This is a genomic window from Neoaquamicrobium sediminum (assembly GCF_040970315.1).
GTDB lineage: Bacteria > Pseudomonadota > Alphaproteobacteria > Rhizobiales > Rhizobiaceae > Aerobium > Aerobium sediminum.
The window spans coordinates 702,622-719,839 of record NZ_JAZHFV010000002.1; the positions used below are offsets into that span (position 1 = coordinate 702,622).

Sequence of the window (17,218 nt, forward strand, 5' to 3'; positions counted from 1 at the left end):
AGACTGGACAAGCCGCGTGTTCCGGCGAAGACTGCCGACAGCCAAAAAAGGAGGAGGAACGCGATGCATGGATTGATGCAGGATTGGCCGCTGCTCTGCCACAAGATACTGGACCACGCGGCAACGCAGCACGGCGCGCGCGAGATCGTTTCGCGCTCGGTCGAGGGGCCGATCGTGCGCACGACCTATGCCGAGACACGCCAGCGCGCGCTGAAGGCGGCACAGCTTCTCGAACGCGAGGGCTTTGCCGCCGGAGACCGGATCGCCACGCTGGCCTGGAATACCGGGCGGCATCTGGAGGCCTGGTACGGCATCATGGGTGTTGGCGGTGTCTACCACACGCTCAATCCGAGGCTTTTCCCCGAACAGATCGCATGGATCATGAACCATGCCGAGGACAAGGCGCTGTTCGTCGACCTGACCTTCGTGCCGCTGGCCGAGAAGATCGTCCCGCAGGTGCCGTCCGTGAAGCGCGTGATCGTCTTCACCGACAAGGCGAACATGCCGCAGACCTCACTCCCGAACGCGATAGCCTATGAGGAATGGCTAGCCGACGCGGACGGCGACTTCCGTTGGAAGCAGCTTGAGGAAACGGCCGCCTGCGGCATGTGCTATACGTCGGGCACGACCGGCGATCCGAAGGGCGTTGTCTATTCGCATCGTTCGAACGTGCTTCACGCCATGATCGCCCTTGTGCCTGATGCGATGGGGCTTTCCTCGCGCGACACCGTGCTGCCGGTGGTGCCTATGTTCCACGCCAATGCGTGGGGGCTCGCACAGAGCGCGCCGATGTGCGGGGCAAAGCTCGTCATGCCCGGCGGACGCATGGACGGCGAGGCGATCTACGAACTGCTGGACACTGAGAAGGTGACCTTCACCGCCGCGGTGCCGACCGTGTGGTTGATGCTGCTGCAGCATCTGGAGGAAACCGGCAAGAAGCTGCCACATCTCAAGAAAGTGGTGATCGGTGGATCTGCCTGCCCGCGCGCCATGACCAAGAAGTTCCAAGAGAACTACGACGTCGAGGTCATCCACGCATGGGGCATGACCGAAATGTCCCCGCTCGGCACGCTGGCCACGATCAAGCCGGAATATCTGGAACTGGAAGGCGACGCCAAGCTCGACATACAGCAGAAGCAGGGCTTCGCGCCCTTCGGCGTGGAGATGAAGGTCACCGACGACGAAAACCATGACCAGCCTTGGGATGGAAAGACCTTCGGCAGGCTGAAGGTGCGAGGGCCGGCCGTTGCCCGCGCCTATTACGGCGGAGCCGGCACCGAGCAGTTCGATGATGAAGGCTGGTTCGACACGGGCGATGTCGCCCACATCGACCCGCAGGGCTACATGCAGATCACCGACCGGGCCAAGGACGTGATCAAGTCCGGCGGCGAGTGGATCTCGACCATCGACCTGGAAAACCTTGCGGTCGGGCATCCTGACGTCGCCGAGGCCGCTGTTATCGGTATCGCGCATCCGAAATGGGATGAACGGCCGCTGCTCGTCGTCGTGCGCAAACCCGGCAAGGAACCGTCCAAGGACGAGCTTCTCGGCTTCATGGAAGGGAAGATCGCCAAATGGTGGATGCCGGACGACGTGGTCTTCGTCGACGAGATTCCCCATACCGCCACCGGCAAGATCCAGAAGACGACGCTGCGCAAGCAGTTCGAAACCTACGAGCTGCCGACAGCCTGAGGCCTTCGCCCGCGAACTTTACCCCGCTGCCGTGTTATCTTCGACCGGCAGCGGGAACCATGACAGGAAGCGTTCGAAAGCCCCACGGTCGCCGGTGAGCCGAAAATCCTTTTCGGCGATGGCGCGATCCAGATCGGCACTGTTGAAAAGCAGCGAGTCCAGTGTCGAGGCCTCGGTTACCACTTCGGCGTCGGCATTGTCGTCGTGCTGATGCGCTGCGACTTCGAATTCTCCGTCACATACCCGAGCGCTGAACGGCATGCCGTCGAGAACGAGCGATAGCCGTAACGCGGCGTCGCCCGCAATCGTCGGGTCGAACAGTGTTCGGAGCGAAAGCACCACCGATGCCGCGCTGATCGGCCTGCCCTGTGGCAGGGCAGGCGACTGTGCGCCCCACCGCCCGAGCTCGACCAAGACCGGCTCCAGCGCGCGACCCCAAGGGGTAAGTTCGTAGACGGATGATGCTGCCGGCGGCGGGAGACGGCGCCGGGTGATGATCCCTGCCACCTCCAGGTCTTCCAGCCGCTGTGTCAGGACGTTGGGCGTGATCGTGCGCAGGTCGGCCTTCAGGTCGGAGAAGCGCTTCGGCCCGAACATCAGCTCGCGAACCACCAGCAAAGCCCAGCGCTCGCCGATCAGATCCAGCGCAAACGCTGCGGCGCAGCCATCGTCGTAACTCCGCTTTCCAGCCATATGTCTCTTTTTCGTATTTGTCAGTAGCAAAATAATACCATCAGATTATAATAGCATACTACGTTATCCGGCCCACATGAAGCCGAGAAACGAAAAGGCAAAACCTCAGCCGCCTAGCGGCGTTGGAAAACCGGAGCTATTCATGACCACCACCGCGGCAATGCAATCAACCGCGACACCCCGCGCAACCGTCAAGGAATGGACGGGGCTGGCGGTGCTTGCGATTCCCTGCATCCTCTATTCCATGGATTTGACGGTGCTCAACCTTGCGGTTCCCAAGCTCACGGCAGATCTCGGACCGAGCGCGGTCGAACTCCTATGGATCGTCGACATCTACGGCTTTGTGCTGGCTGGCGCGCTGCTTCCCATGGGCGTCCTCGGAGACCGCGTCGGGCGTCGGCGTCTGCTGATGATAGGTGCTGCCGCTTTCGGTCTTGCATCGATCGTCGCTGCGTTCTCGACCACAGTATGGATGCTGATCGCGGCCCGGGCGCTTTTAGGGCTGGCAGCGGCAACGCTTGCGCCTTCGACCCTGTCGCTTGTGACAAACATGTTTCGCGATCCCGCGCAGCGCACCTTTGCGATCGGTGTTTGGATCGCAAGCTTTTCGTCGGGCGCCGCGATCGGGCCGGTGCTGGGCGGCGTGGTGCTTGAATATTACTGGTGGGGCGCCGTTTTCCTGCTCAACGTGCCGATCATGGTGCTGTTGCTGGCGGTGGGGCCGTGGCTGCTTCCCGAAGCACGTGAAGCCGATGCGCCCTGGCCGGACTTCGTGAGCGCCGCCTTGTCGATAGTGGCCGTCCTGTCACTGGTCTATGGAATCAAGCTCTTTGCACATTCCGGTCCCAGCCTCGCCGTCGGTGCGGCGTTGGTTGTGGGCGTGCTGGTGGCGGCCCTCTTCGTGCGTCGGCAGAAACGTCTGGCCGATCCACTCATCGACCTGGCACTCTTCCGGCGACCGGCATTCAGCACGGCGCTGACGGTCAACATCTTCGGTTTTTTCATAGCCTTCGGCTCGTTTCTGCTGATCGCGCAATATCTCCAGCTCGCATTGGGGCTTTCTCCCTTGGAGGCGGGGCTGTGGTCGGCGCCTTCCGGCATCGCCTTCGTGACCGGTGCGCTGCTGACGCCGCCGATGACCCGCCTTGTCTCCCCGCCCAGGCTGGTTGCCCTGGCCTTGACGGTTGCTGCGGGGGGCTTCCTGATGCTCGGCATCGGCGACGATCCGGACCTCGCGCGGGTCGTTGCGGGCTATGTCATCTTTTCGTTCGGTCTAGCGCCGGTGTTCACGCTGACGACCGACCTGATCGTCTCGGCTGCCCCGCCGGAGCGTGCAGGCTCGGCCGCCGGCATCGCCGAAACCAGCACGGAGCTTGGCGGCGCGCTGGGTATCGCACTCCTGGGTAGCCTCGCTTCAGCGCTCTATCGACTAGACCTGAAGAGCAGCATTCAAGGTGTCGTTTCCGACACCGCGCTAGCCGAAGCAGGCGAAGCGCTTGGTCGCGTGTCTTCGCTTGCGGCGGAATTGCCGACCGCGCAGGGCGCTGCTCTGGTCGCGGCTGCGCAGTCTGCTTTCGGCAACGGCTTCCAGATGGCGGCACTGGCGAGCGCTGCCATCGCTCTTGGGACGGCTGCCGCCACGTTTCTGGTTATCGGACGGCAGTCAACTCCCGGAGGAGGTCCCTTTGACGCTCCGATAGCAAGCCGGTAAGAGGCTCGAACAGTCTCAGGCATGGCAAGGCACGGATGGCGACAGGACCGGAACGGCGGGTTTCGCCGATGGCGCAGCGAGCGAGGAGGATTGCCGGCTTTTCGCTCGTGCTTTTGATCGTTGCCGGTGTCGGCCATCGTTACGGGATGGTCGAGACCGTCGCGTATTTCTGGATTCTGGCGCTTGTGGCCGGACTGGCACTCCTGGCGCTGGGGCTTGCCGCCGGCGGTTTCTGGCGGCTTTGGCTGTATGGCGAAAAGGCCGGCAAAGCGTCGCTTGCCGCAACCGTTCTCGCGGCGATCGTGCTCGCCCCCTACGCGGCCGGCGCTTATTTCGTACTGCGTTATCCCGTGCTGAACGACATCTCGACCGACCTCGTCGAGCCGCCGCAATTCGTTCTGGCGTCTGCGCGCCGCAGCGGCGCCATGAACGCCATCGTGCCGATCACGCGCGAGGCCGCCGCGTTGCAGACCGAACATTATCCGGATGTGAGCGGGCGCCGTTACGACGCCTCGATGAGCAGGGTCATGAATGCCGCAGCAGCGGTGATTGCTGCGCGAGGCTGGAAACCCTATGCGCGCTTGCCCCTGGAGGCCGAGCACGGGGAAGTTTCCATCGAACTGGAAGCGCCGACGCTGCTGGTCCGCTTCCCGGCCGATGCGGTGCTGCGACTGACGGACGAGGGCGCGTCGACCTTCGTCGACATGCGTCTGAACACCCGCTACGCCAAGCACGACCTGGGCGATAATGCCCGACGTATCCGCGCCTTCATGTCCGACCTGGACGCCGAGTTCGCGCGGCAGTCGCTGGAGATCATCGATATTCCGGCCTCAGACGAGGAAGAAGACCCCGTCGATTGACGGCTCACCTTCTGCCGCGGCGATGCCGCGGCCGACAAGGTCTTCCAGATGCGCCAGTACCGACAGGCCGGCTGCACCGTAGAGACGCGGATCCGTGTCGCGGTAAATGGCTGCGACCATCTCGGGAATGGTGCGGTCGCCGCCGCGAAGCCGCTCGATGATGGCCCGCTCACGCATCTTGCGATGTGCTTTCAGCCCCCGCATGAAGGCGGCAGGCTGGGTCACCGGCCCGCCATGGCCCGGCAGGAAAAGTCGATCGTCGCGCACCAGAAGCCGGTCGAGCGAAGCCATATAATCGGACATCGCGCCATCGGGCGGCGCGACGATGGATGTCGACCAGGCCATCACATGATCGGCCGAAAACAGCGTGCCGGTGCCCTCCAGGGCGAAGGAGACGTGGTTGGCGGTGTGGCCGGGCGTGTGGATTGCGCGCAGCGCCCAGCCGTCACCCTCGACCAGCTGGTCATCGGCCAGTGTGACATCCGGCAAGAAATCGGTATCGCCGCTGGCGTCCAGCGGATTAATCTCGCCGATGCGCAACGGCCTTGCCGGGCGGTGCGGTCCTTCGGCCAACACGGTCGCGCCGGTTCGCTCCGCCAGCCGCCGTGTCAGTGGCGAATGATCGACGTGCGTGTGGCTGACGAAGATATGACTCACCGGCCTGCCTGCAATCGCGCCTATGAGAGCGGCGAGATGCGCGTCGTCTTCCGGTCCGGGATCGATGACGGCGAGCGTGTCTTGTCCAACCAGATAGCTGTTGGTGCCGTGAAAGGTGAAGGCGCTCGGATTGTTGACCGTGATTCGCGCCACACCGGGCGCGACCTCGACCGCCTCGCCATAGGCGGGTTCGAACTTTGTATCAAAATCGAGGGCCATGGAGAGTTGCCGTAGCGATGTGGAAGGGGCAGGCGAAACGAGTTGCCGCATATCATGTAAGACCATATAGGGGAACCATCGCAACGGGCCGCTTGCCCGCCGAAACTCTGATGGAGAACGACATGTCCGCCGCAATCCTCTCTCGTCCGCTGGTTTCGCTCGCATTGCCCGAAAAGGGCGTTGCGCGTTATGCCGCGCTCGCCTTCCTGGCAATAGCCGGCACGCTGCTGCTCACCCTTTCTGCAAAGACCAAGGTGGTGCTCGGCCCGGTCGACATGTCGCTGCAGACGCTTGCCGTGCTCGGCATTGCCGCAACCTTCGGCCTGCGGCTCGGCGTCGCGACGCTGCTGCTCTACATGGCCGAGGGCGCCATGGGCTTCCCTGTCTTCCAGTCGACTCCCGAGAAGGGAATCGGCATCGCCTACATGATGGGCACCACCGGCGGCTTCCTCGCCGGCTTCGTCGTCATGGCGGCAATCGTCGGCTGGGCCGCCGATCGCGGCTGGGATCGCAACCCCTTCAAGCTCTTCGGCGCCATGCTTGCTGCCGAGGTCGTCATGATGGCAATGGGCTTCGCCTGGCTTGCCGGCATCATCGGTGCGGCGGCATCCTGGCAGTTCGGCGTCGCGCCGTTCATCCTGCCGGACCTGATCAAGGTTGCTCTCGCCGCGGCAATCGTGCCGGCCGTATGGGCGCTGTTTGCTCGCAGCTAAAGGCGCTTGAGACATCTCAAGAAAAAAGAAGGGCCGGTCGATCGACCGGCCCTTTTTCGTTTGGCTGTGTGCGGCCTCAGTGACCGATGAAGTCCACGATGGTTGCGATGATCCGGTCCTGATCCTCTGTTGAGAGGTAGGGATGCATCGGCAGGCACAGGATTCGTGACGGCAGTTCTTCCGAGAGCGCAAGCCCGCCCGGCGTGGTCTGGTACTGAGAATACGCCACCTGCTGGTGCAGCGGCTTGACGTAGTAGATTACCGACGGGATGCCCTGGGCCTGCAGATGAGCTTTCAGCTCGTCCCGACGCAGGGTTTCGATGGCATACTGCGCCCAGGCCGAACGGCTGCCGGCTGGAATTTCCGGAACCTTGACGACGCCCTGCAAGCCCTCCTTGTAGCGCCGCGCGACCGCCTGGCGCTTCTCCATCTCGTCTTCGAGGATGGCGAGTTTCTCGATGAGAATGGCGGCCTGCAGCGTGTCGAGACGCGAATTGATGCCGACATGGACGTTGTCGTACTGCGTCTCGCCCTTGCCGTGAAAGGCCAGCGAGCGCAGCTTCTCAGCCATCTCGTCGTCGTTGGTGAACATCGCTCCGCCGTCGCCGTAGCAGCCTAGCGGCTTTGCGGGGTAGAAGCTGGTGGAGCCGACCTGGCCGAACCCGCCGCACATGCCGTTGCCGAACTTGCCACCGATTGCCTGGGCCGCGTCTTCGATGACGGCCAGCCCGTGGCGCTCGGCGATCGCGGTGATCGCGGAATAGTCGGCGGCGAGGCCGAAGAGATCGACGGGGATGATGGCGCGCGGCGTGAGCCGACCTTCGGCCTTGATCATCTCGATAGCGGCCTCAAGGCTGGCGGGGTCGATGTTGTAGGTGTCCGGATCGATCTCGACGAAGACCGGCTCGGCCTGCCTGAGCGCGACAACTTCAGCCGTGGCAGCAAAGGTGAAGGAGGGGCAGAAAACGGCGTCGCCGGGACCGACCCCGTACGCCATCAGGGGCAGCAGCAGCGCGTCGGTGCCGTTGGCGCAGGCAACCACGTGCTTGACGCCGACATAGTTTGCCAGCGCCTTCTCGAATTCGGCTACCTGCGGCCCGAGTATGTATCGGCCGTCTTCGACGACATTGTCGATCGCCGCTTTAAGCTTGTCGCGAATGCGCTCCCGTTGAGCGCCCAGATCGATGAATTGCATGTCTTCCCGTTCACTGTGATGCGGCCCGCCTGCCTTGCGGTGACGCTGTTAGCAGAGTTGAGGGGAGACCGAAAGCGTGGCGGTGAAGCGTCTTTTGTCGCCAGATCGCCAAGCGTTGATGGCTGGGGCGCCTGGATTCGAACCAGGGAATGGCGGTACCAAAAACCGCTGCCTTACCGCTTGGCTACGCCCCAACGCGGCCGGGCCGTTCAATATCGCGTGCGCCCGACGCCGTAAAGCCTCATCTTGATGCGAACAGCACAGAACATGGCGCAAGCCGGCAACAGGAAAAAACGTGCAAGGACCAGGGCCGAAGGGTAGGGGTATTTTTGATGTTCGGCGCAAATTTGAAAACCTAATTTTGTCTTCCTTGCGCACTATGCGGTAGTTTCGCGCCGAGCCAGAAGGGAAGGCATGATGCCGCCGACGCTTGCGGCACTCCATCAGGCGGTTACCGATCGATTATGACACAAAGTTCCTCAGCAAAGCTTCCGACACTCACCCATCTTGATCGACTGGAGGCCGAGGCGATCCACATCTTCCGGGAGGTGGCGGCCACATTCGCCCGCCCGGTGATGCTCTATTCGGTTGGCAAGGATTCGTCCGTGCTGCTTCACCTTGCGATGAAGGCGTTCTATCCGGCGAAGCCTCCGTTCCCGTTCCTGCATGTCGACACCACCTGGAAGTTCCGCGAGATGATCGCCTTCCGTGATAAGATGGCGGCGACGCACGGCCTCGACCTGCTGGTTCATATCAATCAGGAGGGCGTTGAGCAGGGCATCAACCCGATCGACAGCGGCTCCAACGTCCATACCCATGTGATGAAGACGCAGGGGCTGCGCCAGGCGCTCGACAAATACGGTTTCGACGCCGCTTTCGGCGGTGCCCGGCGTGATGAGGAAAAATCGCGCGCCAAGGAGCGTATCTTCTCTTTCCGAGACGACAAGCACGGCTGGGACCCCAAGAACCAGCGCCCGGAAATGTGGAAGATCTACAACACGCGGATCAACCAGGGCGAATCGATCCGGGTCTTTCCGCTCTCCAATTGGACCGAGCTCGATATCTGGCAGTACATTCTGCAGGAGAGCATCCCGATCGTGCCGCTCTATTTCGCCGCGAAACGGCCGGTGGTCGAGCGCGACGGCATGTTGATCATGGTCGACGATGACAGGCTGAAGCTGCAGCCTGGCGAAGTGGTCAGTGAGCGTCTCGTGCGTTTCCGCACGCTTGGTTGCTACCCGCTCACCGGCGCGATCGAATCCGATGCCGATACGCTCGAGGGGATCGTCTCCGAAATGCTGACGGCACGCACCTCCGAACGCCAGGGGCGTCTCATCGACCGTGACGAGGCGGGTTCGATGGAGAAGAAGAAGCGGGAAGGGTATTTTTGATCATGCTCCAGAATGTGGCTGAGAGCTCGCCCGCTTCGAGCGATATCCGGGACTACCTCGCGGAGCAGGAGCAGAAGTCGATGCTTCGCTTCCTGACCTGCGGTTCCGTGGACGACGGCAAGTCGACGCTGATCGGCAGGCTGCTTTACGACACCAGGCTGATCTTCGAGGATCAGCTTGCCACACTCGAACGCGATTCCAAGAAGCACGGCACCACCGGCGACGAGATCGATTTCGCGCTGCTGGTCGACGGCCTGGAGGCCGAGCGCGAGCAGGGCATAACGATCGATGTCGCCTACCGGTTCTTTTCGACGCCCAGTCGCAAGTTCATCGTCGCCGATGCGCCGGGACATGAGCAGTACACCCGCAACATGGCGACCGGTGCGTCGACGGCCGATCTCGCCATCGTGCTGATCGATGCGCGCAAGGGCGTGCTGCCGCAGACGCGCCGCCACTCGTTCATCGCCTCGCTCCTTGGCATTCGTCACATTTTGCTGGCGGTGAACAAGATCGACCTCGTCGATCACGATCAGGCGGTCTTCGACGGCATTGTTGAGGACTATAGCGCGTTTGCGACCGATCTCGGGTTCGCCTCCGTCGTGCCGATCCCCGTTTCCGCGCGCTATGGCGAAAACGTCGTGACGCGCTCCGACAGGACGGCCTGGTATCGCGGGCCTACGATGATCGAGCATCTGGAAACGGTGAAGGTCGATGAGGACAAGGCGCAGCGGCCATTCCGCTTCCCCGTCCAGTATGTGAACCGACCCAATCTTGATTTCCGCGGTTTCGTGGGGACCATCGCTTCCGGGACTGTGCGGCAGGGCGAAGAGGTTGTCATTGCCAAGTCCGGCAAGACCGCGCGCGTGAGCCGCATCGTGACGGCCGATGGAGATATTTCCGTCGCGCGCGAAGGGCAGGCTGTGACGCTGGTCCTCGACGACGAGGTCGAAGTATCGCGCGGCAACATGCTGGTCGCGCCGGATGCGCGCCCGCAGGTGGCCGACCAGTTCGCGGCCAACCTTGTCTGGTTCGATGAGCACGCTCTGATTCCCGGACGGTCCTATCTGTTGAGAACCGAGACAGACCAGGTCGGCGCTACCGTTACGGAACTTAAGTATCGCACGAATATCAATAACTTCTCCCATGAAGCGGCGAAATCGCTGGAGATGAACGAAGTCGGTGTTTGCAACATCTCGGTGCAATCGCCCCTTGTGTTCGACAAGTTTGCCGACGACCGGACGACCGGCGCATTTGTGCTTATCGACCGCATCACCAACACAACGGTCGGTGCGGGCATGATCCTGCATCCGTTGCGCAGGGCGGCCAACATTCACTGGCAGGCGCTGGATGTGAACAAGAAGGCCCGCGCCGGCCTGAAACATCAGAAGCCAGCGGTGCTGTGGTTCACAGGCCTGTCGGGCTCCGGCAAGTCGACCATCGCGAACCTGCTTGAAAAGAAGCTGCACGCCTCCGGGCGTCACACCTACATTCTCGATGGCGACAATGTGCGCCACGGCCTCAACCGCGACCTCGGCTTCACCGAGGAAGATCGCGTGGAGAACATTCGCCGGGTGGCCGAGGTGGCGCGCCTGATGGCCGATGCGGGTCTGATCGTACTCGTCTCCTTCATCTCGCCCTTCCGTGCCGAACGCCGGATGGCCCGCGAGCTGATGAGCGACGGCGAATTCGTCGAGGTGTTTGTGGACACGCCGTTCGAGGAGTGCGCGCGGCGCGACCCGAAGGGGCTCTATGCGCGCGCGCTGAAGGGTGAGATCGCCAACTTCACGGGCGTCGATTCCCCTTACGAGGCACCGGAGAATGCGGATGTTCATCTGGAGACCGCCGGACGCGCGCCAGAGGAGATGGCCGACGAACTGGAAAATTGGTTGCGCCAGCGCGGCTATTGCTGACGGTGCGCCGACGCTGTATCGCGATGGCCATGCAGATATTCCCTGACGACAGAGCCGTGAATGCCGTTCTTGAACCCCTCGCATTGGCGGCGGGGCGGCGGATCATGGAAATTTGCGACCGTGGCTTTGCCGCCGAGGAGAAATCCGATTGCTCGCCGGTGACCGAAGCCGATCGGGACGCCGAGGCAATCATCCTCAAAGGACTGCGCGAGAGCTTTCCCGGCATTCCTGTCGTTGCCGAAGAGGAGGCCGCCGAGGGGCACGCGCCCGATTCTGTCGGCAGTGTCTTCTTTCTCGTAGATCCGCTGGACGGCACGCGGGAATTCGTCAGCGGCAATGGCGACTTCACCGTCAACATTGCGCTGGTGCGTGACGGCACGCCTGTCATCGGCGTGGTCTACGCGCCGGCGCGGAGGGAGCTTTACTCGGGCTATCCGGGGTCGGCCTCGATGATAAAGACCGACGCGGATCATGGCCCGCTGGACCGTCGCGCGATCGTCGTGCGCGATGGCTGCGCGCCGCTGACCGTCGTTGCAAGTCGCTCCCACAACACGCCGGATACCGATGCCTTCATCGGCCGCTACGAGCCCGCGCTGCGCGTGTCCGTCGGATCGTCGCTGAAATTCTGCCTGCTCGCCTGCGGCGAGGCCGATCTGTACCCGCGCCTCGGGCGTACGATGCAGTGGGACACCGCGGCAGGCGACGCGGTGCTACGCGCAGCAGGCGGCATGACCCGCACTCTGGACGGCAAGCCGTTTCGTTATGGTGCGGGCACAGCGGAAGGCGACGCACCTTTCGCGAATCCGCATTTCGTTGCCGAAGGCCGGCTGCCGCGCGATTAGGCTGCGGCGACCATAACGGCCGAATAACCCGTTTTCCGTGTGATCTCACCGTCAAGCGCATGTGGCAAAAGGCTGCCATGGGCCGTGCGGGATTTGCCATTCGCGCCCGCATGCCTATAACCCGCCCCGAGACCCGAAGGCGAATTGCACGATGACCACGATTGCCACCCCGTACTATCTGATCGACAAGCAGAAGCTGCTTCGCAACATGGAGAAGATCGCCTATGTGCGCCAGGCCTCTGGCGCCAAGGCGCTGCTGGCGCTCAAATGCTTTGCGACATGGTCGGTCTTCGACCTCATGCGCGACTACATGGATGGTACCACCTCCTCGTCGCTCAACGAGGTGCGGCTGGGGCGTGAGAAGTTCGGTGGCGAAACCCACGCCTATTCGGTCGCCTACGCGGATCACGAGATCGACGAGGTAGTTTCCCACGCCAACAAGATCATCTTCAACTCGATCGGCCAGCTAGAGCGCTTCGCCGACCGGGCGACCGACATTGCGTGCGGGCTTCGGCTCAATCCTCAGGTCTCGTCATCGAGCTTCGATCTCGCCGACCCGGCGCGCCCGTTCAGCCGGCTGGGTGAATGGGACGTTGCCAAGGTCGAGACGGTGATGGACCGGGTAACCGGCTTCATGATCCACAACAACTGCGAGAACGCCGATTTCGACCTGTTCGACCGGATGCTCGGCCAGATCGAGGAACGGTTCGGCACGCTGCTGTCGCGCGTCGACTGGGTCAGCCTCGGCGGCGGCATTCATTTTACCGGCGACGACTACCCGATCGACGCGTTCTGCGCGCGACTGAAGGCGTTCGCCGAGCGCTACGGTGTTCAGGTGTATCTCGAGCCGGGCGAAGCCTCGATCACCAAGAGCACGACGCTCGAGGTCACGGTGCTCGACACGCTGTTCAATGGCAAGAACCTCGCCATCGTCGACAGCTCGATCGAGGCGCACATGCTCGACCTGCTGATCTATCGCGAGACCGCCAAGATCGAACCCAACAAGGGCGAGCACACCTACATGGTGTGCGGCAAGTCGTGCCTTGCGGGCGATATCTTCGGCGAGTTCCGCTTCCCCGCCGAGCTCAAGGTTGGCGACCGGATCTCCGTCCAGGACGCCGCCGGTTATACCATGGTCAAGAAGAACTGGTTCAACGGCGTGAAGATGCCGTCCATCGCGGTGCGCGAGCTCGACGGAACCGTAAAGGTCGTGCGCGAGTTCGGCTTTGACGATTATGCTGCGAGCCTTTCGTAGGCCCGTCCCGTTTCAAGCAGTCTTGAAGGAGACAGACCCCCGAAATGAAGAAAAACGTCCTCATCATCGGCGCCGGCGGCGTGGCGCAGGTCGTGGCGCACAAATGCGCGCAGAACAACGACGTTCTCGGAGACATTCATGTCGCCTCGCGAACCGTCGAGAAATGCCACGCCATCGTGGATTCGATCAACGAGAAGAAGGCTCTCAAGACAGACGGCCGGGTCGAGGCTCATGCACTTGACGCAATGGATGTCGGCGCGACAAAGGCGCTGATCGAAAAGACGGGCGCCGAAATCGTCATCAATGTGGGCTCGGCCTTCGTCAACATGTCGGTACTGTCTGCCTGCATCGAGACGGGCGCGGCCTATATCGACACCGCCATCCACGAGGACCCGCTGAAGATCTGCGAGACGCCGCCGTGGTACGCCAACTACGAATGGAAGCGGCGCGAGGAATGCGAGAAGGCCGGCGTGACTGCCGTCCTGGGCGCGGGCTTCGACCCTGGCGTGGTGAACGCCTATGCCAAGCTCGCCTATGACGAATATTTCGACCGGGTCGACACGATCGACATCATCGACGTCAATGCCGGCAGCCATGGCCGCTGGTTCGCGACCAATTTCGACCCGGAGATCAATTTCCGCGAGTTCACGGGGCAGGTCTGGTCCTGGCAGAGCAACGAATGGGTTTCGAACAAGATGTTCGAGGTCCGCAAGGAGTGGGACCTGCCGGTGGTCGGCACCAGCACGACCTACATGACCGGGCACGACGAGGTGCACTCGCTGTCGCAGAACCTCGGCGTGCCGACGGTGCGCTTCTGGATGGGCTTCGGCGACCACTACGTCAACGTCTTCACTGTGCTCAATAATCTGGGGCTCCTCTCCGAGCAGCCGGTCACCACCGCAGAAGGGCTGGACGTCGTGCCGCTGAAGGTGGTGAAGGCGGTATTGCCCGATCCGTCGTCGCTCGCGCCGAGCTACATCGGAAAGACCTGCATTGGCGATCTGGTCAAGGGCGTGAAGGACGGCAAAGAGCGCGAGGTCTTCATCTACAACGTGGCCGACCACAAGGAAGCCTACGAGGAGGTTGGCAGCCAGGGCATCTCCTACACTGCCGGCGTTCCTGCGGTCGCGGCCGCGATGCTGATTGCGACCGGAGAGTGGGACGTGAAGAAGATGGCCAATGTCGAAGACCTGCCGCCGCGTCCGTTCCTCGCGGTGCTCGACAGGATCGGCCTGCCGACGCGGATCCGTGAAGGCGAGGACGACAGGGCGGTCGACTTCGCCTAGTTTCCACTGAACGTGCCTGTAACCCGCCTCGGCCAGACGCCGGGGCGGGTTAGTTTTTGGCCGTTGCCAGCATGCGCTGGTAGAACATGCCGATGCCGATCAGCACGCCGCCCAGCCCCATGAAGGAGAGGGCGCGCAATACACCTTCAAGCTGGCGCATGTCGTAGACGAAGACCTTGGCCACAGCCACCACGACCAGCACCGCCGAGGCGAGACGCAGGGCCCGCGAACCGAAGCGTAGCCCCGCGACCAGCAGGAGTACGCCGAGCACCAGCCAGACGGCGGAGTGCGTGTACGCCTCGACTTCGCCCATGCCCTTCCACGCGCCGATGAACTCACCCTGGAAAAGGCGACGCACGGAAAGCGTGACGTAGGCAAAGCCGAGCGCTGCCGCACAGATGGACAGCATCGCGACGTACCAGTCCGGCCGGATGCCCCGCGCGCGCCATGCCAGCGCAGCCAGCGCGATCGCGGGCATCAGATAGCCAAGCAGCAGAAGGTTGACGACTGGAATGGTGCCCGTGGACTCGTTGGTGAGCAGCGGGTTGAGGCCGATGAAATGCGCGCTCGCGATGAACAGGACGGACAACGCGCCGAGCCCGATGGAACCCCATTGAAACACGGGGCTCGGCGAGCGCCTGTCGAGTGCCAGCAGCACCGCGCCGCCGCCGATGGCGATCAGTGTGTAGATGGATTGTTCTCCGAGTGTCGGCTCGCTCGCGTCGATGACGCCGCCATACATCGCGTGCCGCGCCAGCATGCCTGCGCCAACCAGCGCGAAAAGCGCCGAGAATGCCTCCATCGTCAGCCGCGCCCTGCCATCAGTGGTGCGCAGCAGTTGCCATGCGGCATAGGCGAATGCCGCAGCAGGCAGCAGGTAGCCGGGCGTCAGCTCGTTGAAGAACGGCGTCGTGCCGAGGAATTCCGGACCGGCGATGGTCGGATCGACAATCACCCTGCCAAGCGTCACCGCGGCGAAGCCGGTTGATAGCCAGCCGAGCACAGGCCACCGCCGCAGTCGTGTCAACGCAGCCGGCAAAGCCGCGGCGACGCCGGTCAGCACTGTTGTCAGCACCGGACCGAAACCGGTGACGAGAGCAAGGGCAAAGGCTGCCGCAGCACCCGCTGCGAGGAAGGTGACCGCCCAGCCGCCGGTCTGCGGCGGTTGCTCGGCTCGGGCGACCAGTTCTGCCGCTGCACCCAATGCTCCTGCAAGGACGAATGCCGCTGCGGCAAAACGCCAGTCGATGTTGAGATTGCCGTGGAGGAACCAGGTGATCGCGAGTGTGCTGACGGGTAACACCGCAGCCCAAAACGCCCAGCTCAACGCCTGAACGGGATTGGTTGCGACCGAACGCCTGGCCATCGCAACGCCACCGGCAAAAAACAGGATCGCGATGGCGGCGGCATAACGCGCGAAGCTGCCGGCGCCGATATCGGCCCAGATTCCGTCCATGGCGAAGCGGCCGCCATAGAGGTCGAAAATGAAATCGCCATTCAGAATGCGCAGGCCCTGGAGGACGATTGCCGCCAGTCCGGCTGCGTGCAGCATCGCAATCGCGCGGGCGCGCCATGCGGCCACGCCGAGCATGGCGGTTATCAACGCCGCGGCCCAGACATTGCTGGAGGTCGTGCCGTCGAGATTGACCGTAGTGAGCGCCATGAGCGCGGCGAAGATCGCAGCGACCACGCACGCGGCATCGGTAGTGCGGGTGGTGTCGGCATCGGACCGTCTGGCAAGCCAGATGCCACCGAGAACGGCAAGTCCCACCAGATGCAGGAATACGAGTGGGCCCGCCTCAGGTACGGGAGCGCCGGCGAGATAGGCGACGCTCCACAGGCCAGCGCCCAGATATGCGCCCGATGCCAGCAACTGCCAGCGCCTTGTGGCAGCGACGGCAACGGCCGCGCCCAGCACGATCGCCAGGTAGATGAACAGCGTCCACGCGCTCGGCGCGTCGGACGCGACCAGTAACGGCGTCAGGTAGGAGCCGAGAAGCCCGAGGCCGGCGAGCGCCTGTCCGTGAATGAGCGCTGCGGCAACGGTGGCCAGCGCCAAAGCGCCAAGCAGCACGAACGCGACAGTCGGCCCGATGAAACCGTAGATTCCATGAGCAGCGTAGGTGGCGCCAAACAGTGTAAAGGCACCGGCGGCAGTCAGAATGGCGGGGATATAGGCGGCATCCAGCCCTCCAACGGGCGATCGGAAGCCGCGCCGTCTTGACAGTTCGCCCGCACCGGCCAGCAGCGCGCCGAACACGGAGGCGAAAGTGAGTCGTACGCCGGGGCCGAATATGCCGGCCTCGATCGAGTAGCGGACAAGGAAGACACCGCCCAGCGCCAGCGCTAGACCCCCGACCCAGACAGCCCAACGCGTGCCAAGCGTCGTTTCAAGATCCGGCTTTCGGGTCACCTCCGTGACGTAGGGCAGGGCGGTCGCCGCTGCTTCGTCGCTTGTGGCGCGTGCCGCAGCCTGCGCCCACGGGCTTGGCGACTGCTCCTCAATATCGGGCTCGCTGTCCTCGACCGGCGCGGGTTCAGCAGGCTCGACGGTGCCCTCTTCGATGGAAACAGACGTTGCTTCCGTTACCGCTGCGGGCACTGCGTTCGCGGCCATCGAACTGTCGGCCGCGACCCGTGCCTGCAACGCAACGAGCTGACGTTCCAGCTCACCGAGACGCGTGTGCTGTTTGCGCAGCACGGCGAATACCGCGATGGCGGCTATGAGGATGATGAATTCCATCGCGGGGCTTCCCTCTCTCCCGGCGCGAGTCGCGCAGAAGGATGGCTACCG

General features: G+C 63.1%; 13 protein-coding genes and 1 tRNA gene. 9 read left to right on the forward strand and 5 right to left on the reverse strand.

The window, feature by feature from the left end; all coding sequences use genetic code 11:
• The first annotated feature begins 63 nt into the window (after positions 1-63).
• Positions 64-1,692, forward strand: coding sequence for a fatty-acid--CoA ligase (locus tag V1479_RS08705; protein WP_368802557.1), 1,629 nt, complete (start codon positions 64-66; stop codon positions 1,690-1,692).
• Between the two features lie 18 nt (positions 1,693-1,710).
• Here the strand turns inward: V1479_RS08705 and V1479_RS08710 are convergent, their stop codons facing one another.
• Entirely contained in the window at positions 1,711-2,385 is a 675-nt protein-coding gene (locus V1479_RS08710) for a winged helix-turn-helix transcriptional regulator (protein ID WP_368802558.1), read from the reverse strand.
• 142 nt (positions 2,386-2,527) lie between these two features.
• On the opposite strand from V1479_RS08710, the gene V1479_RS08715 reads away from it, so the two are divergent.
• Positions 2,528-4,096: an MFS transporter gene (locus tag V1479_RS08715; protein ID WP_368802559.1), complete on the forward strand. Its 1,569-nt coding sequence runs from the start codon at positions 2,528-2,530 to the stop codon at positions 4,094-4,096.
• 35 nt (positions 4,097-4,131) lie between these two features.
• Positions 4,132-4,956 carry a DUF1499 domain-containing protein gene (locus V1479_RS08720; RefSeq protein ID WP_368802560.1) on the forward strand — a complete coding sequence of 275 codons (825 nt, stop codon included), beginning with the start codon at positions 4,132-4,134 and terminating at the stop codon, positions 4,954-4,956.
• On the opposite strand, the gene V1479_RS08725 is transcribed toward V1479_RS08720, so the two are convergent.
• Positions 4,927-5,832, reverse strand: a complete 906-nt coding sequence (locus V1479_RS08725) for an MBL fold metallo-hydrolase (RefSeq protein ID WP_368802561.1) — start codon at positions 5,830-5,832, stop codon at positions 4,927-4,929. The genes V1479_RS08720 and V1479_RS08725 overlap by 30 nt on opposite strands.
• Positions 5,833-5,954: 122 nt before the next feature.
• Between V1479_RS08725 and V1479_RS08730 the strand changes: the two genes are divergently transcribed.
• A complete protein-coding gene (locus tag V1479_RS08730; protein ID WP_368802562.1) occupies positions 5,955-6,545 on the forward strand; it encodes a biotin transporter BioY in 591 nt (196 codons plus the stop codon).
• A gap of 76 nt (positions 6,546-6,621) precedes the next feature.
• Here V1479_RS08730 and V1479_RS08735 read toward each other — a convergent pair whose 3' ends face one another.
• On the reverse strand, positions 6,622-7,740 hold the full coding sequence (locus V1479_RS08735; RefSeq protein ID WP_368802563.1) for a DegT/DnrJ/EryC1/StrS family aminotransferase: 1,119 nt from the start codon (positions 7,738-7,740) through the stop codon (positions 6,622-6,624).
• Between the two features lie 119 nt (positions 7,741-7,859).
• Positions 7,860-7,934, reverse strand: a tRNA-Gln gene (locus V1479_RS08740).
• A 270-nt stretch (positions 7,935-8,204) separates the two neighbouring features.
• Here V1479_RS08740 and cysD point away from each other — a divergent pair.
• The 5 genes from cysD to V1479_RS08765 all read left to right on the forward strand — a co-directional run bounded on the left by cysD (position 8,205) and on the right by V1479_RS08765 (position 14,424).
• On the forward strand, positions 8,205-9,131 hold the full coding sequence (cysD, locus tag V1479_RS08745) for a sulfate adenylyltransferase subunit CysD (RefSeq protein WP_368802564.1): 927 nt from the start codon (positions 8,205-8,207) through the stop codon (positions 9,129-9,131).
• Positions 9,132-9,133: 2 nt separating this feature from the next.
• Positions 9,134-11,041, forward strand: coding sequence for a sulfate adenylyltransferase subunit CysN (gene cysN, locus V1479_RS08750; protein ID WP_368802565.1), 1,908 nt, complete (start codon positions 9,134-9,136; stop codon positions 11,039-11,041).
• Between the two features lie 29 nt (positions 11,042-11,070).
• Positions 11,071-11,883: a 3'(2'),5'-bisphosphate nucleotidase CysQ gene (cysQ, locus tag V1479_RS08755; RefSeq protein ID WP_368802566.1), complete on the forward strand. Its 813-nt coding sequence runs from the start codon at positions 11,071-11,073 to the stop codon at positions 11,881-11,883.
• 151 nt (positions 11,884-12,034) lie between these two features.
• Entirely contained in the window at positions 12,035-13,138 is a 1,104-nt protein-coding gene (gene nspC, locus V1479_RS08760; RefSeq protein WP_368802567.1) for a carboxynorspermidine decarboxylase, read from the forward strand.
• A 44-nt stretch (positions 13,139-13,182) separates the two neighbouring features.
• Entirely contained in the window at positions 13,183-14,424 is a 1,242-nt protein-coding gene (locus V1479_RS08765; RefSeq protein WP_368802568.1) for a saccharopine dehydrogenase family protein, read from the forward strand.
• A gap of 49 nt (positions 14,425-14,473) precedes the next feature.
• Here the strand turns inward: V1479_RS08765 and V1479_RS08770 are convergent, their stop codons facing one another.
• Entirely contained in the window at positions 14,474-17,167 is a 2,694-nt protein-coding gene (locus V1479_RS08770; protein WP_368802569.1) for a DUF2339 domain-containing protein, read from the reverse strand.
• Positions 17,168-17,218 lie beyond the last annotated feature (51 nt).